Annotated in this window: 21 protein-coding genes; 3 read left to right on the top strand and 18 right to left on the bottom strand. The window is 72.4% G+C overall.

All coding sequences use genetic code 11. The annotated features are described in order from the left end of the window. Window positions 1–45: 45 nt before the first annotated feature. Together asnB and ACQEVM_RS17010 are read right to left on the bottom strand one after the other, a co-directional pair. Window positions 46–1794: an asparagine synthase (glutamine-hydrolyzing) gene (gene asnB / locus ACQEVM_RS17015; RefSeq protein ID WP_433079555.1), complete on the bottom strand. Its 1749-nt coding sequence runs from the start codon at window positions 1792–1794 to the stop codon at window positions 46–48. 40 nt (window positions 1795–1834) lie between these two features. After that, window positions 1835–2935 (bottom strand): hypothetical protein, encoded by a 1101-nt coding sequence (locus ACQEVM_RS17010; RefSeq protein ID WP_433079553.1) that lies wholly within the window; start codon window positions 2933–2935, stop codon window positions 1835–1837. A gap of 129 nt (window positions 2936–3064) precedes the next feature. Here ACQEVM_RS17010 and ACQEVM_RS17005 point away from each other — a divergent pair, with 129 nt between their 5' ends. Continuing rightward, a complete protein-coding gene (locus ACQEVM_RS17005; protein ID WP_433079551.1) occupies window positions 3065–3565 on the top strand; it encodes an NUDIX domain-containing protein in 501 nt (166 codons plus the stop codon). Here ACQEVM_RS17005 and ACQEVM_RS17000 read toward each other — a convergent pair. Next, window positions 3522–4619 (bottom strand): hypothetical protein, encoded by a 1098-nt coding sequence (locus ACQEVM_RS17000; RefSeq protein ID WP_433079549.1) that lies wholly within the window; start codon window positions 4617–4619, stop codon window positions 3522–3524. The genes ACQEVM_RS17005 and ACQEVM_RS17000 overlap by 44 nt on opposite strands. A 127-nt stretch (window positions 4620–4746) precedes the next feature. Then, complete coding sequence (locus ACQEVM_RS16995) at window positions 4747–5448, bottom strand: SDR family NAD(P)-dependent oxidoreductase (RefSeq protein WP_433079547.1); 702 nt, start codon at window positions 5446–5448, stop codon at window positions 4747–4749. A 162-nt stretch (window positions 5449–5610) separates the two neighbouring features. Between ACQEVM_RS16995 and ACQEVM_RS16990 the strand changes: the two genes are divergently transcribed. Together ACQEVM_RS16990 and ACQEVM_RS16985 are read left to right on the top strand one after the other, a co-directional pair. Continuing rightward, window positions 5611–6174: a hypothetical protein gene (locus ACQEVM_RS16990; protein WP_433079545.1), complete on the top strand. Its 564-nt coding sequence runs from the start codon at window positions 5611–5613 to the stop codon at window positions 6172–6174. After that, on the top strand, window positions 6171–7145 hold the full coding sequence (locus tag ACQEVM_RS16985) for an aminoglycoside phosphotransferase family protein (RefSeq protein ID WP_433079543.1): 975 nt from the start codon (window positions 6171–6173) through the stop codon (window positions 7143–7145). The genes ACQEVM_RS16990 and ACQEVM_RS16985 overlap by 4 nt, the downstream gene beginning before the upstream one ends. 21 nt (window positions 7146–7166) lie before the next feature. Here the strand turns inward: ACQEVM_RS16985 and ACQEVM_RS16980 are convergent, their stop codons facing one another. From ACQEVM_RS16980 to ACQEVM_RS16915, 14 genes are all read right to left on the bottom strand, one after another. Next, window positions 7167–8309, bottom strand: a complete 1143-nt coding sequence (locus tag ACQEVM_RS16980; protein WP_433079541.1) for a hypothetical protein — start codon at window positions 8307–8309, stop codon at window positions 7167–7169. A gap of 84 nt (window positions 8310–8393) precedes the next feature. Then, window positions 8394–9203, bottom strand: coding sequence for a histidinol-phosphatase (locus ACQEVM_RS16975; protein ID WP_433079539.1), 810 nt, complete (start codon window positions 9201–9203; stop codon window positions 8394–8396). A gap of 3 nt (window positions 9204–9206) precedes the next feature. After that, entirely contained in the window at window positions 9207–9995 is a 789-nt protein-coding gene (locus ACQEVM_RS16970; RefSeq protein WP_433079537.1) for an SDR family NAD(P)-dependent oxidoreductase, read from the bottom strand. Next, a complete protein-coding gene (locus ACQEVM_RS16965; protein ID WP_433079535.1) occupies window positions 9992–11002 on the bottom strand; it encodes a hypothetical protein in 1011 nt (336 codons plus the stop codon). Before ACQEVM_RS16965 ends, ACQEVM_RS16970 begins: the two co-directional genes overlap by 4 nt. Continuing rightward, the gene (locus ACQEVM_RS16960; protein ID WP_433079533.1) at window positions 10996–12186 is read right to left on the bottom strand and encodes a methionine adenosyltransferase; all 1191 of its coding nucleotides are present in this window, start codon (window positions 12184–12186) and stop codon (window positions 10996–10998) included. Before ACQEVM_RS16960 ends, ACQEVM_RS16965 begins: the two co-directional genes overlap by 7 nt. 34 nt (window positions 12187–12220) lie before the next feature. After that, on the bottom strand, window positions 12221–13288 hold the full coding sequence (locus ACQEVM_RS16955; RefSeq protein WP_433079531.1) for an inositol-3-phosphate synthase: 1068 nt from the start codon (window positions 13286–13288) through the stop codon (window positions 12221–12223). A gap of 102 nt (window positions 13289–13390) precedes the next feature. Next, the gene (locus tag ACQEVM_RS16950) at window positions 13391–14407 is read right to left on the bottom strand and encodes an NAD-dependent epimerase/dehydratase family protein (RefSeq protein WP_433079529.1); all 1017 of its coding nucleotides are present in this window, start codon (window positions 14405–14407) and stop codon (window positions 13391–13393) included. Then, a complete protein-coding gene (locus ACQEVM_RS16945; protein ID WP_266967697.1) occupies window positions 14404–14847 on the bottom strand; it encodes a type II toxin-antitoxin system RatA family toxin in 444 nt (147 codons plus the stop codon). The genes ACQEVM_RS16950 and ACQEVM_RS16945 overlap by 4 nt, the downstream gene beginning before the upstream one ends. A gap of 34 nt (window positions 14848–14881) precedes the next feature. After that, window positions 14882–16051: an acyl-CoA dehydrogenase family protein gene (locus ACQEVM_RS16940; protein WP_433079527.1), complete on the bottom strand. Its 1170-nt coding sequence runs from the start codon at window positions 16049–16051 to the stop codon at window positions 14882–14884. A 147-nt stretch (window positions 16052–16198) separates the two neighbouring features. Further along, window positions 16199–16852: an HAD family hydrolase gene (locus tag ACQEVM_RS16935; RefSeq protein ID WP_433079525.1), complete on the bottom strand. Its 654-nt coding sequence runs from the start codon at window positions 16850–16852 to the stop codon at window positions 16199–16201. 49 nt (window positions 16853–16901) lie between these two features. Further along, window positions 16902–17684 carry an ABC transporter permease gene (locus ACQEVM_RS16930; protein WP_433079523.1) on the bottom strand — a complete coding sequence of 261 codons (783 nt, stop codon included), beginning with the start codon at window positions 17682–17684 and terminating at the stop codon, window positions 16902–16904. Next, window positions 17677–18714, bottom strand: coding sequence for an ABC transporter ATP-binding protein (locus ACQEVM_RS16925; RefSeq protein WP_433079521.1), 1038 nt, complete (start codon window positions 18712–18714; stop codon window positions 17677–17679). Before ACQEVM_RS16925 ends, ACQEVM_RS16930 begins: the two co-directional genes overlap by 8 nt. Next, complete coding sequence (locus ACQEVM_RS16920; RefSeq protein WP_433079519.1) at window positions 18704–19270, bottom strand: hypothetical protein; 567 nt, start codon at window positions 19268–19270, stop codon at window positions 18704–18706. Before ACQEVM_RS16920 ends, ACQEVM_RS16925 begins: the two co-directional genes overlap by 11 nt. Next, window positions 19267–20310 carry a hypothetical protein gene (locus ACQEVM_RS16915; RefSeq protein WP_433079517.1) on the bottom strand — a complete coding sequence of 348 codons (1044 nt, stop codon included), beginning with the start codon at window positions 20308–20310 and terminating at the stop codon, window positions 19267–19269. The genes ACQEVM_RS16920 and ACQEVM_RS16915 overlap by 4 nt, the downstream gene beginning before the upstream one ends. Window positions 20311–20429 lie beyond the last annotated feature (119 nt).

Below are 20429 nucleotides of genomic sequence, written 5' to 3'. Positions count from 1 at the left end.
TGTTTCGGGACGGTACCGCGTCCGCGGGGCCCGGGTGACGGGGTCTCACGGAAGGGGCAGGAGGGACAGTTCCAGGATCATCAGGCCCCACACCAGTCGGGCCTGGTCGTGGCGGACGGCGTGCGTGTCCAGGACTTCGCGGATGGCGGCGCCGCTCAGGAATCCGTCGGTGCGCAGCCGGGGACGGGCCAGCACGTCGGTCGCGAACTCCCAGAGCTTGGTGCCGGGTGCCAGGAACGCGTCGACGGGGAAGGTGAAGGGTTGTTTCTGCCGCGTCCGTACCGATTCCGGGACGAGCGGGGCGCCGGCGTCCCACAGGATGCCTTTGCGCCGGGCCGCGGTGGCCTTCAGGGCATCGGGGGTGCGGCGTGCGAAGTCGGTGACGGCCGGCTGGCAGTAGGGCACCCGGCCCTCGATCCCGTGGGCCATGGAGAGGTGGTCGAGCTTGCGGAGGTTGAGGCCGGGGAGTTTGTGCAGCCGGTCGAAGGTCAGCAGTTGCTCCAGGCGCCCGGGGGCGGGCGGTCCGAGCAGTTCCCGCGCGCGGGAGCGGCTGCTCCCGCCGGAGTCGAGCAGCGCCCGGTACTCGGGCGTGTAGAGCCGGCGGTAGCGCTCGTGCGGGACCAGCGAGAGCCGGTCCAGGTAGTGCTCGGGCCAGGTGTCGTCGGTGGCGGTGAGCGCGGTGCTGTAGCGGCGGTAGCCGCCGAACTGTTCGTCCGCGCCGTCGCCCACGAAGCACACCCGGAAGGACCGCTTCGCGATCTCCCGGAAGAGGACGTAGGCGCTCAGCGCATGGGGCGTCGCATTGGGGGAACCCAGCGCGGCCACCATGGGCGGAATCAGTTCGGGCAGCTCCGCCTCGCGGATCTCGACCACTTCGAGGGGGATTCCGGCGTGCGAGGCGGCGTCCCGGGCGTAGGTCTCCTCGTCGGACGGGTGGGTGCCTTCGTGGGTCACGTGGAAGCCGGTGACGTCGGTGCGGCGGCGGCCCAGCAGGGTCGCCAGGACGGCGGAGTCGAGGCCGCCGGAGAGTTGTACGGCCACGGGCGCGGACTGGAGGGACATCCGCTCCACCTCCCCCGTCAGCAGGGAGCCGAGGCGGGCGGGCGTGCGGGTGTCGTCGGGCGGCGGCGTCTCGGTGGGTCGCCGCGCTCGGACGACGGCCGCTTGGCCGTCGTGGACGAGGTGTTCGCCCGCCCGCAGGGCGGAGACACCGGCGTACAGCGATGAACCGGGCGGTAGACACTGCCAGTTCAGGTAGTGGTCGACGGCGTACGGATCGACGGCGGGGCGGCCCGTCCGCAGGGCGGCGAGACCGGCCGGTTCGGATGCGAAGGCGACACCGTCCGCGGTGGCCTCGTAGTACAGGCTCTTGACGGCCAGCGGGTCGCTCCACAGCTTCAGCCTCCGTCCCGAGCGCAGGTCCACCAGGGCGATGGCGTACATGCCTTCGAGCCGGTCCACGAAGCGGTCGCCGTGCAGTTCGTAGTACGGAAGGAGGACGGAGCCGTCGCAGTCGCCGTCGACGCGTACCCCGTGCGCGGCGAGTTCCCGCCTGATGTCGCGGAAGTTGTAGATCTCGCCGTTGAACACCGCGTGCACCGAGCCGTCGGCGTTCGTGAACGGCTGGCGGCCGTGCGACGGATCCTGGATCGCGAGGCGGTTGCAGCCCAGGCCCCAGTCCTCCCCCCGGACGTGGGCCTGCCGGTCGGGGCCGCCGGGCAGTTGGGCGTCGCGTGCGGCCTCCATCGCGCGCACATCGCGATCGGATCCGAAGTAGCCGTAGATCCGGCACAAGGGCGTCTCCCCGGGTGTTCGACGGAGGCCTGGCGGCCCCTCAGGCGGACTGGTTGTTCTCCCCGACGGGGGCCGTACGACCCTTCGCCCACTCCTGGAGCGGGAGGTGGTGCGGGGCCGCGCCCCGGGCGGTCATGGCGGAGAGCAGCTCGCGAAGGGAGGGCAGGCCGGGTTCGACCTCGCGGGCGCGGAAGCAGTACTCGTTGGAGATCTCGGCGTTCCAGGTCATGCTCTCGTGCAGCTCTTCCCTCAGCATGCCGAGGAAGTCCGCGCGGCCGACGAACGCCTCCGCCTTCTCGCGCCCTGACCGGATCTCGGCGTAGGCGAGGTCGATGAGGTCGAGCCACTCCAGGACGGCGTCGGCGGCATCGGCCCGGGTCCCGACGCCGAGGGCGTTCAATTCGGCGAAGCGGTCGCACAGTTCGGCGGGAAGAGGGAAGCGGGCGAGGAAGCGGGTCAGGTACTTCGGGTTGCGGTTGGTGTTGCCGTGGACGTGCGTCAGGCCGCGGAAGGTGTCGATGCCCAGCTTGCGCGCCGCGATCAGCGCCGACGTGTGGTCTCCTTGCGCCCACATGCCGGCCAGGTCACGGAAGTCGGGGTAGCTGCCGACGGCCGCGCGGAAGGCCGTGTAGGCGACCTCTCCGGGGCGTACCTCGGCGGCGAGTTCCCGGAACGCGGCGGCGTTCGTGAGCGGGATCCCGTACGTGAGCCGCGACAGGATCCGGAAGTCGACGGCCGACGCCGCGAAGCCGGAGGACTTGCGGGCGCGGGTCCGCATCTGGGTGTAGAGCCGTGCGTGCGAGGCGAGCATGGCGGCGATCTCGTGGACCGTCCAGTACTCGACGTCCACCCCGAGCAGGCTGTGGGGCAGGTAGTCGAAGCTCGCCCTCACCCGGTCGCCGCTGGTGTAGTACCGCATGTGTTGCTCGCGCGGGAAGGTGTCGCGGTGGAACCTCTCGTCCTTCGACCGGGCGATGACGCAGAAGTCGAAGTCCGAGGACGGGGTGCCCGAGCCGTCCACGAGCGAACCGGACAGCACCAGCATGTCGTCGTCGGCGAGGTGGATCTTCGCGAGGACGGCCTCCTCGTCGAAGTCGTCCATGCCGGAGACGGCGGCGATGTGGGTACGGAAGGAGAGCACGGCTGACCTTCCCCTTTCTGTTCGGGGTGCGGTGTCCCGGCCGGGGAGCGGCCGGATGGAAGCGGTGGAACAGGTGGGGCGACCGGGGGAACCGGACGCGGTCACCCGCGTGGCGCGTACGGTGTACCGGTGACTTCGCTGAAGCTTCGGCACTCGGTGCGTGCGATCGTGTTGGACGAGGAGGACCGCGTCCTGTTGTGCCGGTTCCTCCTGCGCGAGCCGGCGGGGGCGCTCGTCCTGTGGGCGGCGCCCGGTGGGGGGCTGGATCCGGGCGAGGGCCCGATCGACGCCCTGCGCCGGGAGTTGCGCGAGGAGGTGGGGCTCGCCCTCACCGGAGGTGATCCGCCGCACGCGTGGCACCAGGAGGTCCTGCGTCCCGACATCAGTCGGGGGTACGACGGTGTCGTGAACGACTACTACCTCGTGCGCGTCGCGTCCTTCACCCCGCGCGGTGAGCTGACCGACGAGGAACTCGCCGCCGAGAACATCACGGGCACGCGGTGGTGGCGGGCGTCGGAGGTCGTGGGGTACCGCGGCCCGGATCTCTTCGCCCCGCGCGATCTCGGCGCCCCGCTCACGGCCCTGCTCACCGGTGGCGCCCCGGACCGGCCGGTGCGGCTCGGCCTGTGAGGCGGTGTTCCGGGGAGCGGGTCGGCGCCGGCACGCGGGCGCGGAGGTGGCCGGCGAGCCGTTCCACCTCCCGGCTCGCGTCCTCGAACGCGTACCGGAAGCGGAAGGTGGGCAGCGCCGCGAGGGCGTCACGGGTCCGGTCGGCGGTGGCGTCGTCCGGGGCGTGGCCGAAGATGTTGAGGTGTTTGTTGGGCAGGCCCAGGACGTGCCGCTCCAGCAGTCCTGCGCGCTCGGCCGGCGGTACGTCGGTCGCGCCGGTCTCCGACGGGTCGTCGGCGAGGCTGAGGTGGACGATCGCGTCGACGGTCGCCGACCGGCCGATGCGGGTGTCCAGCAGGTCGGCGTACTCCCAGGGGTAGATCAGGGCCGTCCCGTGCTCCTCGACACCCGACTCGCGCAGGCTGCCCAGCGTCTGATTGGCCGGATGCGTCAGGGAGGAAAGGGCCGCCCGCGCCGCCTCCCGCCCGAACAACAGGTCGAGGGTGTCCAGGCGTACCGAGACCGACCGCGGCCACCCGACGCCGAGGACGCCGCTCCCTTGCGGTTCCGCCGTGAGGCTCACGTCGTCGTTGCACACCATGACGCCCGCGCCGTGCAGCACGCTCGCCATGACGAAGGTGGTCTTGCCGGCTCGGCTGCCACCGACGAGGGCGACGCCCCGTCCGTCCAGTTCCACGAGCCCGGCGTGCAGGAAGAGCATGCCCTGCCGGCTCGCCGCCGACCGGTGGATCGCCCGGGTCGCCCGCAGGAGGGACTGGGTGACCCACGCCTCGCCCCCGGGGGCCAGGTGGTAGAGAGTCCTCCGGGTGCGGTCGACGGCGTAGCGGACGCTCGCCTCACCCTGCGCGGTGACCGTTTCCGGCAGGGCGCTCGCCGGTGGCTCGGTGTCGGCGACGACCTCCCAGGCCCCGGGTGGGCAGGGGCCCGGTTCGAGGGACAGGTAGGGACGTGCGAGGCGGTCGATGTGCCGCGCCACGGACGGCGAGCACGTCAGGCCGGTGCTCTCGACGTGTGAACGGACGGTGTACCGGTGCGTGGGTGCGCTCGATGTCATGCCGCATATCACCCCCGTGTCTGGGAGGGGGCCCGCGCCGTGCCGGGTCCCGGTCGTCACGGCCGATCATGACAAGGACGGCCGGGCCTGTCCCGGGCGATTCCGCAGAGCGGAACGGACATGGGATTCAGTCGGGTTCGCAGACCATCGGCCCGCGGGTGTCCCAGCCCAGTTCGTCGAGCCCCCGGAAGAACCGGCCGTTGGACCGTGTGGCGGGCATGCCCAGCAGTCGTACCAGGTCGGCGGCGGCCGGAGCGGGCTCGTTCGGGGCGTCCGGCGTCCCCATGTCGGTACGGATCCAGCCGGGGCAGTACGCGAAGGAGGCCAGGTCACCGGGGGTCTCGGCGAAGTGTCGGGCCACCGAGAGGACCAGGGAGTTGGCCGCCAGCTTGGACGACCGGTAGGCGAAGGAGGCCCCGTCCGCGTCCTGGAGACGTCCCATGCCGGAGGAGACGCAGACGATTCGGCCCGAGCCCCGCGCGAGCATCCGGGGGGCGTACCGCAGGACCAGTCGCGCGGTGCCGAACAGGTTCACCTCGAAGGTGTCCCGCAGGTCGTCGAGGGTGAGCGAGAAGAGGTCGCCGTAGCCGCCCCGGGGGTCGTCCAGGTAGACGCCCGCGTTGCCGACCAGCACGTCGACGTCCTCGTGGGCGAAGAGGTCGTCGGCGAGCGGCTCGCGCAGGTCGACGGCCCGGTAGTCATCGACGTGGTCGCCGCGCGGCGAGGGCGACAGGCCCACGCCCAGGACGCGGTAACCGGCCGCCCGGAGCGCGCGGCACAGGTGGGCCCCGAGGCCCCGGGAGACACCGGACACGAGGGCAGTCGGCATGGCCGCGAGCGTAGCCGCCGCGCGGGGTTCTGTCCGTACCGCGGTACCCGGTCCGGGCCGGCGCGACGCGGCCCGTCTCGCCGTGCGCCGTGTCGCACGGCGGGTCGGCCGGTTAGTCTGGGGCGCCCGATCAAGGGACACCCGAGGAAGGGGAGGCTTCGGATGCACACGCACCGACTGCTCGTCACGGGGCCGAGTGGGGCGGGCAGTACCACGCTCGGCCGCGCGCTAGCGACCCTGTGGGCGGCGGCGCACGCGGACGTGGACGACTACCTGTGGCTGCCGACCATTCCGCCGTACACCCACAAGCGTCCCGTCGAGGACCGTGTGGCGCTGATGGAGACGTTGTTCGTGCCGCGCGCCGCCTGGGTGTTGTCCGGGACGTTGCGGGGCTGGGGCGACGGCGTCATCGCGCAGGTCGACGGCGTCGTGTTCCTGACCATCGACCAGAAGGTCAGGATGGACCGGCTGATGCGCCGCGAGGTCGTCCGGTACGGCGACGACATCGGCTCGGGCGGGGCACTGGAGACGGCCCACCACGATTTCATGGACTGGGCGAGGGGCTACGAGGACACCGACGTGCCGGGCCGCCGGTCCAGGGACGAGCGTTGGCTGGCGGGGCTCACCTGTCCGGTGCTGCGGCTGGACAGCACCCTGCCGCCGGACAGGCTGGTCGCGGCGGTGACCGACTGGTTCGAGAGCGGCGCGGCGGGCCTCCCGTCGTGACGGGAGCCGCGGCGCCCACCGTCCCGGGGGTCGTCGGGCTCATCGCCGCCGGACAGGCCGAACTCCTCGACGGTCGGGGCCTCAACGCCTCCTACCGGGTGGCCTGGGGCGGCCGGTCGCTGTCGGTGAAGGTGCACTGCGCGGAGCGCTCTTCCGAGGCGGAGTTCCGGCGGATCGGCCGCGTCGATTCCGCCCTGCGCGGCGCGCCCTGGTATCCGCCGGTACTCGACCTGGGCTTCCACGGGGCGGAGCGGACCCGGCTGGTGGTGGTGCGTCCGTACGTGCCCGGAACGCCCGCGGACGACGCGCGGCGGCACATCAGTGGGGTCGTCGACGTCCTCGCCGACCTGACGGCGCGTGCGGCGGGGGTGCGGGCCGAGGACGCGTTGGTCGGGGACTACGCCTCGCCCTGGTTGGACGGGGCTCGGTCGGAGCGCTCACTCGTGGACCCGCTGCTGACCGGTGAGTGGCGGGGGCTGGGCTTGGCCATGGACGAGTTCCTCGGTGAACTGCGGTGCGGTGCGGCCCGGTTGACGAGCGCGGACGGCCTGCTGGTGCACCACGGCGATCTGCACGGCCGCAACCTGATCACGGACGGTCCTGGCCGGTTGACGGTGATCGACTGGGACGAGGCCGGCTTCTCGCGTCGGCCCGCCGACGCGGGCAAGGCGCTGTGGTTGTCCTGCCGCCTCGGGCGGGGTGACTTCGCCCTGGATGCGAGGGCGACGAGCCTCTTCCTCGGCCGGCTGCACGCCCGCCTGGGCATCCCGTACTCCTGCGCCGCCGACCTGGCCCGTCTCGGCGCCCTGTGGTTCCTGCCCAGGCACGGCCACGTCACCCTGCTGGGGCGGCGGGACGCGAGCCTGGGCACCTGGTACCTCGGCTGGGTGCTGCGCTTCTGGACGCGCTTCCGCGAGAACCTGGACCTGGTCGCCAGGACGGCCGCGGCGCTGGAGGCGGGCGCGCCCTGAACCGTGCCCCGGTGGGCGTGCTCACTTGCGTACGCGGTCCTCGAAGTCGGCCGCGAGCCTCGCCACGTCGGCCGCGCTGCCCACGGAGCAGCGCAACACCGGTAGTTTCGCCAGGTGTTCCAGGAAGGTGTCGATCGAGGGGGGCGCCGCCCGCCGTCGGACGGGGACGTCCAGCCAGTCCTCGCCGTACAGGTTGTCGTCGAGGGAGAAGCAGTTCCGGGTGATCACCTCGGCGGCGTGGGCGGCACTCGCGGGGGCGAGGGAGTAGTCGGCCTCGCGGTTCACGCGGGGCAGGATCACACCCGCCAGCGGTGCGTTCGGCACGACCCGGACGCCGAGGTGGCGGGCGACTTCCCGCGAGCTCAGTTTCAGCTTGTCCTCGCCCTGGAACCGGTCCCAGTCCGATCCGGCCTGCGGGAAGCCCGCCCGTACGGACCAGGATCCGAAGTCGGTGACGCCCATGACGTCGAGGGAGCCCTTGTTGACGGCGAGCGGCAGCGGGCAGGCCGTCACCTGGTAGCCCGGTCCGCTCCGGTCGAGGTGCATGCGGTCGTTGCCCATCCAGCCGGCGGAGGGGAGCAGCCGGGCCAGCGCGATGGCCGTCGTCGACTTGCCGGCCCCGGAGTCGCCGATCACCAGGTAGGCGCCGTCGTCGTGCACGAAGGCGGAGGAGTGCAGGACCAGCGAGCCCTCGGCCTTGGCGATCCTGGTGGCCACGTCCCGGATGATCCGGGTGAGCCACCGGTCCCCCAGCCCGGACCGGGGGCGCACGAGGGTCATGCGCCCCTCGGTGCGGATCAGGGCGGCCACCTCGTCGGAGTTCTGGTCCCGGAGCACGAAGACGGTGTGGTCCTCGCCGTCGAAACGCGGCTGCCGGTAGTGGCGCGTGAGTTCGTACGCGCCCCGTACGGCGGTCTCGGCCGACCATTGGAGCAACTCGGCCACGTCGGAGGGGTCCCGGGCCACGTCGGCGATCACGAGGGCCGGGGCCTCGTCCCGGTCGGTCTCGGCGACGCCGAGCATGCCCGGCGGGCAGAAGGTCTCCGAGACCAGGCCGGCGGCCTCGGGCGAATTGGTGACGATCTTCAACGTCTGGTCCCGGACGCGCAGGAACCGGGTGGTCGCCCCGTCCGGGTCGCGGGATACGAGGTCACTGACGGGCATGGGAACTCTCCACGGGAACGGTCGGGAACATCCTGCCGGGGTGTGCTGCGGTGACGGCCCGAACGGCCGCCCACGCGGCGGCGATCAGAACAGCGGGCGGGTCACGGGGGCGCCGCGGCGGAACACGGTCCAGGTCCGGAAGCCGATCTCGCCGAGTACCTTGGCCACCTCCGGGTACTGGTCGGCCACCCGTTCGGGGACGTGCGCGTCGGAGCCGAAGGTGATCGGGACCCGGAAGTGGTGGGCCCGTTCGAGCAGGTCGAACTCGGGATACCAGCCGCCGCACATCTTGGTGCCGCCCGAGGTGTTGATCTCCATCACGGCGCCGGAGTCCCGGATCGCGCGGAGCATCTCGTCGGAAGCGGCGGGCGCGGGAACGGGGCCCAGCCTCGGGTGGTTGCCCTTCAGCGCGTCCACGTGGCCCATGACGTGGAACAGGCCGGACCGGGCGCAGGCGGCGATCTCCCGGAAGTAGCGCGATTTGATCGCGCCGAGGTCGTCGTCCTCGACGCTCTCCCAGCGGGTGACGTCGAAGATGTCCCGGCCCTCGAACATGTGGACCGATCCGATGACGTAGTCCAGGGGGTACGCGTTCAGCGCCTTCGTGTACGCGTCCATCCGCCCGCGGAAGAAGTCGGCCTCGGTGGAGACGAGGATCTCGATGCTGCCCGCGAACTCCTCCTTGAGGGCGAGCGCCTCGGCGATGTAGGCGGGGAACTGTGACTTCGGCATCGCCACGCGGGGCAACGCCTGGTCCACCTCCTCCGCGAACATCGGGGTGTGGTCGGAGAGTCCGAGGACCTTGACGCCGCGGTCGAGCGCTGCCGTGACGTAGTCCCGCAGGGACCCCGTGGCGTGCCCACAGCGCTGGTGGTGGGTGTGCAGGTCTATCACCGCTCACACCGCCAGGTATCCGCCGTCGACCGGCAGGTCGGTGCCGGTGATGAAGCCTGCCTCGGCGGAGAGCAGGAACGCGATCGGCGCCGCGATCTCCTCCGGATCGGCGAACCGTCCCAGCAGGAACTTCCCGCCGTGTTCCGGGGCCGCTTCGGCCGACGCCCGGTCCAGGCCCAGGGCCTCGCGGTGGTAGCGCTCGTTGTTGGCGTTCCACACCGTCCCGGGGCTCACCGAGTTGACCCGGACGCCCCGGGGGGCCAGTTCCTGGGCCGCGCAGCGGGTGAAGCCCAGCACCGCCGACTTGCCGGTGTTGTAGGTCAGGTATCCGCTCTGCGCGATGTGCGCCGAGATGGAGGCCATGTTCACGATGGCGGCCCCGGCCGCGTCCTGCGGCAGTCCGGCGACGAACTCCCGGGTGACCAGGGACAGTCCGACGATGGTCGGGGCGAGTGCGGCGTGCCAGTCCTGCGGGGTCGCGTCCAGGCCCTTGAAGACGAAGCCCGCGGCGAGGTTCACCAGCAGGGTGGGCGCCGGCCAGCCTGCCGGGAGACCGGCGAAGGCCGCCCGTACCGACTCCTCGTCGACCACGTCGCCCACGGCCAGACTCACCTCGTGGCCGAGTGCGCGCCACTCCTTGACCGCGGCGCGGCCGTGCTCGGCGCTCTTGTCGAGGACCAGGACACGGCATCCCTCCGCGCACAGTCTCCCGACCACCGCGGCACCGATGCCCTGGGCGCCGCCGGTCACCACCGCGGTGCGCCCCGCGAGCCCCCGTTCGAGGGTGTTCATGTCGTCCCCAGCCCCTTTCCCGTGGCCCATGCGCGTACGTGGTCGAGCGCGTCCTCGCGGAGCAGCCCCTCGGTCGCGCCGTGCGGCGAGAAGGTCTCCCCGGAGTCCTCGGTGAGGTTGTGGTCGGCGGCGAGTTCCGTCACCGACGCCGCCGGTACGCCCCGCTCGGCCAGGCTCGCGCCGAAGGCGGTGCTTTCGATGCCGCGGCCGTCGGCCGCCGCGAAGTACCGCCATGCCTGGAACATGCCCTCCAGGTGACCCGCCGACAAGTGGACGGCGTTGCGGCCCTCGGAGACGTCGATGCCCCGGCTCCGGGCCAGGGCCCCCAGAGTGCCCCGCAGGGAACCCGGGGCCGCGCGCGCCGGATGGAGCGCTCCCAGGACCTCCCCGCGCAATGCCTCGATCTCGCGCCGGCTGTGGCATTCCAGGAGCGCGACGAGGGCTCCGGACCCGGTGTAGCCCTCGACGAGGGCCGGCAGGAAACCGTTCAGGACGATCACCGGGCGGCCGTTCAGTTCGGTCACCGAGGCGTACGAACCGGAGCCCAGCCTGTGGATGCCGGCGTCCCGGCAGCGCTCGTCCAGGGCCTGCGGGGTGAGGCCCACCTCCCGGGTCATCGCCTCGTAGGGCCCGAGGACGTCGCCGGTCCCCGTGGTGCCCGTCAGCGAGCGCAGTTCCCGCCGGGCGCCGGAGGTGAGCGCCGCGGGCCCGTCGGCGGCCAGCCGGTGCAGGCGCGGGTAGTGCAGGAGCAGGTACCCGTGCCGCGCGAACTCCCCCGCCGGGACGACGGCCGCGCGGCGCACGTCCACCTCCGCCTCGCCGAGCACCCGTACCGCTTCCGCGGTCGCCTCGGGCCCCGCGGCCGGGGTCATGACCTCCGGCTTGACCAGGACCACGAAGTGGCTGCCGGTCGCGGGCGGGGCGGTCGGCGACGGCCCGGTGTCCGTGCGCGGTCCGCCGGCGCGCGCCCGCGTGACGAGGTCGCGCGCCTGTCGGGGGATCACCACAGCGTGATGCCCTTCTCGATCAGCTCGACCGTCAGGTCGGCGGAGCTCGCGACGCTGGCCTCCACCAGTGCCCGCAGAGCCGGCTCGTCCGCGTCCGGGGTGGTCACGACGACCTCGTCGGGGTGCTCCAGCGGGGCCTCCTTGGAGGTGAAGATGTGCACCTGCGCCGGTCCGCCGAACTCCTCGTGGACCTGTTGGGCCAGCCGCATGGCCATGACGTTGTAGATCTTCCCGGTGTGGTCGAGGGGGTTCTTCCCGGCCGGCGCCTCGATGCTCATGGGACGCATGGGGGTGATGAGGCCGTTGACCCGGTTTCCCCGACCGACGACGCCCACGTCGCCCGTGTCGGCCACCGACCCGAGCGCGGTGAGGTAGGGGCGGCCGTTGCGGTCGGTGGCGTTCACCAGGAGCCGGACGTCGTGGATGCCCAGGGAGGCGATGCACTTCTCCAGTTCCTCCCGCACGACGGCCTTGCGCGCCAGGTAGTGGTCCATCGACTCGATGTGGGCCGCCAGGAAGGGCATGTTGACCACGAGGCTGAAGGCGTCCCGGCGCCTGCTGCCGAACACCTTGACGTCCCAGCCGGAGTCGGGGTGCCGCTGCTTGAAGGAGGCGCCGTTGACGAGCTGTTCCAGCCCGAGCACCACGCTCTCCAGTCGGGACAGCGGCGCGTATCCGTGGAGCAGGTTCGTGTCGTTGGACACCAGTCCGCCGGAGCGCAGGGGTACCAGGTCTCCCGGCGAGGCGGGCTGGTAGCGGGAACGGCCGCGGCCCGAGCCCTGGTGGTCGACGACGCCGAGTTCGACGACCAGGTGGCGGGTGGCGTCGAAACCGGTGGTGACCTCCGCCAGGACCTCCGCCGCCGCTCGGAAGACCAGCTCCTGGACGGGGATCTCGACGGCGCCCACCCTGAAGGCGGCCTTCCCGAAGACCATGACCCGGTACGGGGAGGTGAGTTCGCCCCGCCCGTAGTCGGTGTCCGCCCCGCCCCCATAGAGCGTGACCTTGTCGAACCAGTGGTGGGCGACCCCACCGAACTCCTTGAGGCAGTGGAGGGAGTAGAAGCGGGACATGCGCTCCGCGATGGCGTCGCACATGGTGTCCGGATGACCCACTCCCTTGCGCTCGACCAGCTCGTAGGGCAGGTCCTCGACCGAGCGGGAGTCGCGTTGTATGGACAGCATGGACCGTCTCTCTGTTCGGTGAACGGGGGGCGGCTCAGGAGGCGAAGTCCAGGAACGCGGTCCTGGCCTCGGATTCGGGCAGACCGTGCGGGGGGCTCTTGAAGAGCAGCGGGGAGGGGCCGTCCACCGCGCCGGACAGGCCCCGGTCGCCGGCGGTCTTCGCGGCGCGTACGGCGTTCGCGATGACGCCGGCGGCGTTCGGGCTGTCCTCCACCTGGAGTTTGATGTCGATGCGCACCTGCGAGCCGAGCACGGACCTCGCGGTGACGTTGGCGAAGCACAGCTTCGTGTCGGCGAGGTGCCCGATGAACCCGGAGGGACCCGCGACCCCGTCGACATCGGCCATTCCGGCCGCGCGCAGCGCGTTGGCCTTCGAGGTGAACTTGGAGGCGGAGCGGGCGGTGTCCGCGAGGTTCAGGAAGTCCGTGTTCCCGCCGACGTTGAGCTGGTAGGTGCTCTCCAGCTCCAGCCCTCGGCTGAGGAGCAGTTCGATGAGGGCGGTGTGCAGGCAGGTGGCTCCGAGATGGCTGCGCAGGTCGTCGCCGAGCAGGACGACCCCCGCGTCCGCGAACCTGCGGCTGACGTTCGCGTCCCGGGCCAGCTCCTCCGGGGTGCAGTTGACGACGGCGGTGCCGGCGGTGAGCGCGGCCTGGGCGAACATCCGGATGGCCTGGGAGGCTCCCGTGGGCAGGGCGATGACCAGGACGTCGGCCTCGTGCTCGACGAGGGCTTTGGCCACGTCCTCGGGGGTGGCGTCCCGTGCGGCGGAGGCGATCGGGATCACCGCGCCGAGCGGGCCCGTGAGGCCGTCGAGCACGGGCGCCGGGAGGACCGGGGCGTCATGGTCGGCGCCGAGCGCGGTGAAGCCGGTGGCGGAGATGGCGGGGGCGGTGAACGCCTGCGCGAGGGGTAGTCCGACCTTCGCCGCGTCCACGTCGAACGCCGCGACGATCCGGACGTCGGCGAGCCGGTAGCCGCCGAGCGTGTGGCACATCAGTCCCGGCAGCCTGGTGTCCGGATCGGCCTGGGCCAGAGCGACGAACTGGGCGAAGCTCCATGCACAGTTGCCTGCGCCGGCGAGCGCGACACGTATGTTCCTCATGGCGGTTTCTTCCTTCCTGGGCGAACGGCGGCACTTCGGCCCCGGCCGGCCTGCACCTTCGAACGGTTCCCCGCGGCGCCGTGTCCGCGCGGTGCGTGCCGGTCAGGTCCGCCACGGCCGGGGGATCCGGCGGGCGGCGCTCGCATGGGTCTGCGCCCAGCGGCGTATGGAGCGGTGGAGGACCAGGGCGGTGTCGGGCACCCGGTGGGTGACCTCGAACGGTTCCGTGACCGACAGGTAGCCCTGGTAGGCGCGGAACGCGGTGACCCGGAGCAGTTGCGCCCGGTCCAGGTGTTCCTCGGCGAAGGGCAGGTAGAAGCGGTTCCACTGCTCGGGGGTCATGGACGGGAGGCGTTCCAGCGGGGCCACTCCGTGCCGGGCGCGCCAGGTGTTGAGGGCGGCCCGGACCGTTTCGAAGGCCTCGGCCACCGGCTGGGCCCGGTCGCCTCGGCCGAGGATCGACAATCTCGTGCCCGCCGGGGGGCCGCCCGCGACGAGCCGTGTGACGTGTTCGGCCACGTCGTCGGTGCTGACGATGTCCAGCAGGGCCTTCTCCTCGGCCACCATCGCCGGGACGGCGCCGCTGCACAGCGACGTGGGCAGCCAGAAGAAGCCGCTGTACCGGTCGAGGAGCCCGTCGGCCCGGGCTCCCATCACCACGGGGAAGCGGACGATGTCGGCGCTCTCCCGTTCGGCGTGGACCAGCCGTTCGGTGGCGGCCTTGGACCACTCGTACGAGTTGCGGTACGCCTCCGGGGCGGGCGAGGTGATGTCCCCGGCGAGGCCGCCGGCGTAGGAGGAGGAGAGGTGGACGAGGTGGGTCTTCGGGGTGGTCAGGCCCAGCACCGCCCGCAGCGGGGCGACGTTGGCCTGCTCGGCGTCTTCGAAGGGCAGGTTCCACCGGGTGTCGGCCGCGCAGTGCACCACCGCGTCCCACGGGCCGCGCAGTGCGGGGGGCGGCGCCTCCCGGCCGGCCTGCCAGACGTGTTGGCGGGGTCCGGTGCCGCCGCGGCGGCTGACGCCGTGGGGCCGGTGCCCCGCGGTGGTGAGCGCGCGCATCACGGCGGCGCCGACGGCGCCGGTGGCGCCCGTGACCAGGACGCGCGGGGAGTCGGTCACGAGACGGTGATCCGCCGCTCGATGGCGCGGAGCATGTGTTCGGAGTTCTCGCGCAGTGCCTTGGCCGCGACCGGGTTCAGCATGTCGGCGAGCAGCGGTATGCCGATCTCGAAGTCGACCGAGAAGACGACCACCGAGGTGCCGTCGCCCCGGTCGTCGACGCGCCAGTACCCGGTGAACTCGTCCAGGTCCCCGGACACCTGGGAGAACGACATCACGCGGTTCGCCTCGTCGAGTTCGTCCTCCTCCACCCATTCGAGTACGGAGCCCTTCAGCAGCACCGACCACTCGCTGGTGCGGGCGCCGCTCTCCGAAGCGCCGAGCACGGTCACCGATTCGACGTTCTCCATGTAGTCGGCGTAGTCCTCGAGGCGGGTGACGGCACGCCAGGCGTCGGCGGCCGGGGCCTTGATGGGCAGGTTGACCTCGACGTGGGGCATGGCTGTGTGTCTCCTTCGGGCAGGGGCCGGCGGCTCAGGCGGCCGGATCGAAGCTGATCTCACGTCCCGTGCAGAAGGCTCCGACCACGTCGTCGCACGTCAGCAGGGACGGCGGATGGTGGTGGACGGCGAGCGAGTCGACGAGGAGGGAGGCCGCCGCCTGCCCCCTTCCGTACAGGCGGCTGCCGATGACGGGTGTGACGGCGGCGAGCACCCGGTCGCGGGTGTCGCTGAGCGAGGCCCGCAGACCGACGGCGGCGGCCAGCGCGGCCCGCCCCGCGACCGCGCCGGAGGCGACATCCGTGGCGAGTTGGCGGCAGGCTCCGCCGAGGGTCAGCAGTTCCCGGGTGGCGCGGCCGAGGAGGGCGGTCCTCGGGCCGTGGGTCTGTGCCCGGATGACCTGGCCGTACGCCACGTCCAGCAGCCCGCTGAGGACCCCGTGGTACGTGGCGCTCAGCAGGACCGCGAACCAGACCATCCCGGAGATCACGTTGTCGTCGATGACGTCGGCGGGGCCCCGGTGGAAGACGAGCCGGTCGTCCAGTTCCACGTCGCGCAGGACCAATCCGGCCGTGTCCGACTCGGTCATGCCGAGCGAGGACCACTCCCCCTCGACGGTGAGGCCCGGGGACGAGCGGGGGCACAGTGCGAGGATCGTGTCGTCGGTCCCGGTGACCCGGGCCGTCAGGCACACGAGGGTGGCCGTGGTGGCGAGGGAGCAGGGGAACTTCGTCCCCGAGACCCGGTACCCCTTGCCGGTGGGGACCGCTTGGGAGCGGCTGCTCATGAAGTTGGGGCTGCCTCCGGGCTCGGCGAACGCGGACGCGACGAGGGCGCCGGTCCGGGCGATCCCCTCCAACAGCATCCAGCTGGAGTCCCGGTGGCGCCGCCAGTAGTCGGCCATCAGTCCGACGGTGAAGGCGTGCATGTTGAGCGCGACCGCGGCCGACGGGTCGACCATGCCCAACGCACGTTGGGCGGCGGCCACTTCGACGAGGCTCGCGCCCGCGCCGCCGAACTCCCGGGGGATCGGTAGGGCCGCGTAGCCGTTCGCGGAGAGGTCGCGGATGCGGTCGGCTCCGGAGGCGCCCTCGCGGGGCGGGACCGGCGTCCAGAGCGTGCTCCAACCGGCGTTCAGGAGGGACAGGTGGGGGGCTTCGCCGTGGCCGTCCCGGTCCGTCGCGTCTGCGGCGGCATTGGTCATGCCTCTCCCCTCGGGTTCGGTTCCGTACGGATCGTCGATCGGTACGGGATGAACACAATCAGACGGCGGCTGTCTTATCAGCAAGTGTTTCTTTGTGCGGAACACGAATCGGTCCGCATTCTCCGGTACGGCGAAAGGAGGCGTTTCTCAGAGCTCCAGAAGGGCCAGGAGCCGAGCCGGATCGGGGTGCTCGGGATTCACGTGCACCGTGTCCCAGCCGAGTGCGCGGGCGGGTTCGATGTCGAGTTCCGCGGAATCCCCGACCATCACGCGCCGTTCGAACACGCCCTCTCCGATGAGGTGGAATGCGCGGGCGTCCGGCTTTTTCGGTCCGCCGTCCGCCGTGAACAGGGCCCGGTCGTACACCTCGGGCACCCTCAGGCCGTGCAGGAGCCTTCGCATGAGGGGGCCCGGGAGGTAGCAGTTGGACATGAGGCGGACGGTGTGGCCCGCGGCGGCGGCGCGGGCCATCGCGTCCGCCATCGGCGCGCACAGGGTGTACTGGCCGGGGTCGGCGCAGCCGAGCGCCTGCCACAGCACCTCCTCCAGATCGGCGGTCTCCCTCGGTTCGCCCCGCTCCCGCAGGGCGGTGTCCAGCAGGTCGAGGGTCGGCGGCTGGGGCGCGAGCGGGTCGGCCATCGCCGTGAGGATGGCGTCGAAGACCGACCGCACGACCTCCGCCGCCCGCCGCGGGTCCAGGACGAGCCCGTCGGTGACGCAGGCGGTGAAGTGCTCCGCGCCCGGGAGCGGGCGGGACAGGACGAGGGTGTCGAAACAGTCGAAGACCACGACGGCGGGCATGGTGTTCCTCTCGGACGTCGTCGGGGTGGGCGGTTTCGGCGGCACGGCCTCACGACCACGAGAGCTTGCGGTGGTGGGCCCGGAAGAAGAGCAGGGTCACGACGGTCAGGCCGGCCGCGAACGCGCACAGCACTCCGGCCGGGAACAGCACGGCGCGCACGCCGCCGCCGTCGATGATGACGGTGGAGAAGCCGCGCATCGCCCAGTAGCTGGGCACGCCGGGGGCGAGCGGGCGCGCCCACTGCGGTAGCGCGGACAGCGGGGTCAGGGCGCCGCCGAGGCCGGCGAGGAGCAGGGCGAGGAGGTTGGCGAACACGCTGAGCTGCGCGATGGTGCGGCAGAGCGCCACGAGCGCCATGCCGGCCAGGACCACGCACAGGGCGAGGGGCACCCCCACCACGACGAGCGCGGTCCAGGAGCCCCGCACCCGCAGTCCGAACAGCAGGCCGCCCGCCGCGAAGACCACGGCCAGTTGCACCACCGCGACCGCGAGGGGTACGACGATCCGCCCCGCGACCAGTTCGAACGGTCGTGCGGGGCCGGCCCGGAGTCGGTCCCAGGTGTTCCAGCCGTGTTCCCGGAACATCGCGAAGCCCACGACGGTGACGAGGAAGAAGAGGAACATCACCGCCATGCCGGGCACGCCCTGTTCGGCGCCGGTGGCGTCCTTGAGGTCACCGGCCCGCAGCGCCGCGCGGAACAGCGGCTGCATGAAACCCATGATCAGCAGGGGCATGACCGTACGGACGACCAGCGGCGCCGGGTCGCGCACCAGGAGTCTGACGTCCTGCCGGACCAAGGCGGCGATCCGGCTCGGTGACCCGTCACCCATGGCGCCCCGCCTCCACGGTCCTGTCGGTCGGCGGCTTCGGGCCGTCCCCGTTCCCCACGTCGTGCCGAAGGCCCGACGCTGCGGCCCCGCCTCGCTCCGTCAGGGCCAGGAAGACGGTCTCCAGGCTGGGCCGCAGGACGCGCAGATTGACCAGCCGCGGGAGCGAGTCGCCGAGCGCCGCGAGCACCTCGGGGGCTGCGAGGTGCGGCTCCCGGGCGTGCACGCGCAGCATCTCGTCGGCGCGGGTCACCGGCCAGGGCACGCGCAGGGGCGGCGGGGTGCCGGAGAAGGTGAGTTCGACCGCCCCGTCGCCGTGGTCGCGCACCAGGTCCGTGATGGTTCCGCGGGCGACCAGACGGCCGTGGTCGAGTACGGCCACGCTCGCGCGGAGGTCCTCGACCTCGCCGAGGTAGTGGGTGGAGTAGCAGACGGCGGTACCGGCGGCGGCCAGCTCACGGACGTGCGCGATGAGCCGGGCCCGGGTCTCCACGTCCACGCCGGCCGTCGGTTCGTCGAGCAGGAGGAGCTTCGGCCGGTGCAGCAGGGCCATCGCGGTGTGTACGCGCCGCTGTTCGCCTCCGGAGAGCCCGCCGACGCGGCGTTCGAGCAGGTCCGCGAGGCCCAGTGGTTCGGCGGCCTCCTCGATGCGCCGATCCGCCTCCCGGCGGCGCAGCCCGGCGAGTTCCGCGAAGAAGCGGAGGTTCTGCCGTACGGTCAGCGGCGGGTACACGCCGAGTTCCTGGGGGGCCAGGCCGAGGCGAAGACGCGCCCGGCGCGGTTCGCGGGCCGTGGAGACGCCCAGTACCTCGATCTCCCCGGCGTCGGGCCGCAGCAGTCCGGCCACCAGGGACATGAGCGTGGTCTTGCCCGCGCCGTTGTGGCCGAGCAGGCCGACGATCTCGCCTTCGGCGATGTGCAGGCACACGTCGTCCAGGGCGGTCGCGGAGCCGTACCGCTTGCCGACGCCGCGCAGGGCAAGCGGCGGGGGTGCGCCGCCCGGGGTGGTCGCGGGAACGGGGTCAGTCGACACGGCGCGTCCACGCTTCCGGCAGGAGGTCGGGGAGGCCGACGCGCTGGAGGTGGGGTTGCCAGGTCCGGGCCAGCTTGAAGCCCTTCATGAGTCCGCTGCCGGAGCGCACGTCGGGCAGCGGCTCGCGGTATCCGAGCAGGGCCTCGGTGTCCCGCAGGTGCTCCCGGAGCCTGTCCAGCCATTCCTCGCCCGGCCCGGGGTCGCCGGTCGCGGCTTGCCGCCCCTGTGCGGCGAGCAGCAGCCCCGTCTCGACCTGGTCGGCCGGGACGCCGGCGAAGGGGTCGGAGGCGGCCTCGTCGCGTCCGTAGCTCAGTTCGCCCTCGGTGCGCAGCCCTCGTACGGACAGCGACAGTTGTACGAGTTCGTAGGCCATGAGCACGGCGACCTCGGTCTGGCCCGCGGCGGTGGCGCCCTCGATGTCCTCCAGACGGGCACGGCAGCCGAGCAGCATGCGGGCGGCGCCGTGGGCTCGGAACGCGAGGAGCCGGCGCAGGTCGGTCGGGACGGCTTCGTCCGGCGCCGGGCCGGTCGGGGCGGTGGTGCCGGGGGGTGTCACGCGGGTACCTCCGGGCCGGGGTGGGCCACGCCCAGCCACAGCATGTCGCCTGCGAACAGGGGCAGCAGGTCGTCGGGGAGCGCGGAGCCGGCGGGACCCGACCAGACGACCTCGTCGCTGTCCTCGTGCGGCAGGTCCGACCGGGGCACCTCCAGCGCGCGCAACTGCCATCGGTCCACGACCGTGCGGTCGTCCAGGACCGTCGTGCCCACACCGGTGGACCAGCGCAGCACGGCGTGGAGCGGGGCGGGTGCGCCGGCCAGGCGGTCGACGAGGCCGAGGCAGTGCGGGACCCTCTCCCGGGGGTCGAGGGGTGGGGCCAGTGCGTCGCCGAGAACGGCCAGGCCCTCGGCGTCGTCGAGCGCCTTGAGCTTCTCCCCCACCCACTTGGCGGGGAAGTAGACCTGCCCGCCGGCCGCCGCCCTGGCGTTGAGCGCGGCGACCACCGCCTCCCGGGCGCGGGCCGCCGCCGCCATGGGCTTGGCGCCCCGCAGCCAACGGGCTGCCTGGGCGAGCCGGTGCGCCTCCACCGTCCACCACTGTTCCACCACGGCGGCGTGCCAGGGGCCGCGCAGGTCGGCGTGCCAGGCGTCCCAGGGGGACGCGGCGACGAGCGGCAGCCCGAGGGCGAGCCGGTTCATGGTGTTGATGGCGCGCCGCCGGTGGTTCCAGCCGGACTCTCCGACCGAGGCGAACCGGGGCCAGGGCCGGCCCCGCAGGTCGACCGTGGTCTCCCGGACGGCGCTCGCCCGGCGGACGTTGACGTCGATCACCGTGCCGTGCTCGTGCGACTGGATGGGGAAGCGGGTGAGCCGGTCGTTCTCCACCAGGACGAAGAGATCGAGGTCGCTGCGCACGTTGCCGAATCCGGCGAGCACGGATCCCGCGGCGACCGCGAGCGCCGGACTGCCCACGCCCTGGTCCGCCTCCCGCAGCACCGCGTCCCGGGTGATTCCGCGCTCGTCCAGAAAGGCGGCCAAGCGGTCTTCCAGGATTCCCGGATCGGGAAATGCGTCGGCACGTGCCGAAGTGGTCTCCATGGAGTGCGGTGCACCTTTCCACGCGGCTGCCGGCAGGGCGTCGGGGGGGCCGGACGATCCCCCGGAAGCAATTCGGAGGACGTCCCCGGATTTCCTGGTCACGTCGGGTGTGGAATCGG

It is taken from the genome of Streptomyces sp. CA-243310 (assembly GCF_050936775.1).
In the GTDB taxonomy this organism is placed as follows: Bacteria; Actinomycetota; Actinomycetes; order Streptomycetales; family Streptomycetaceae; genus Streptomyces.
This window is presented reverse-complemented; position numbering and strand designations above follow the sequence as displayed.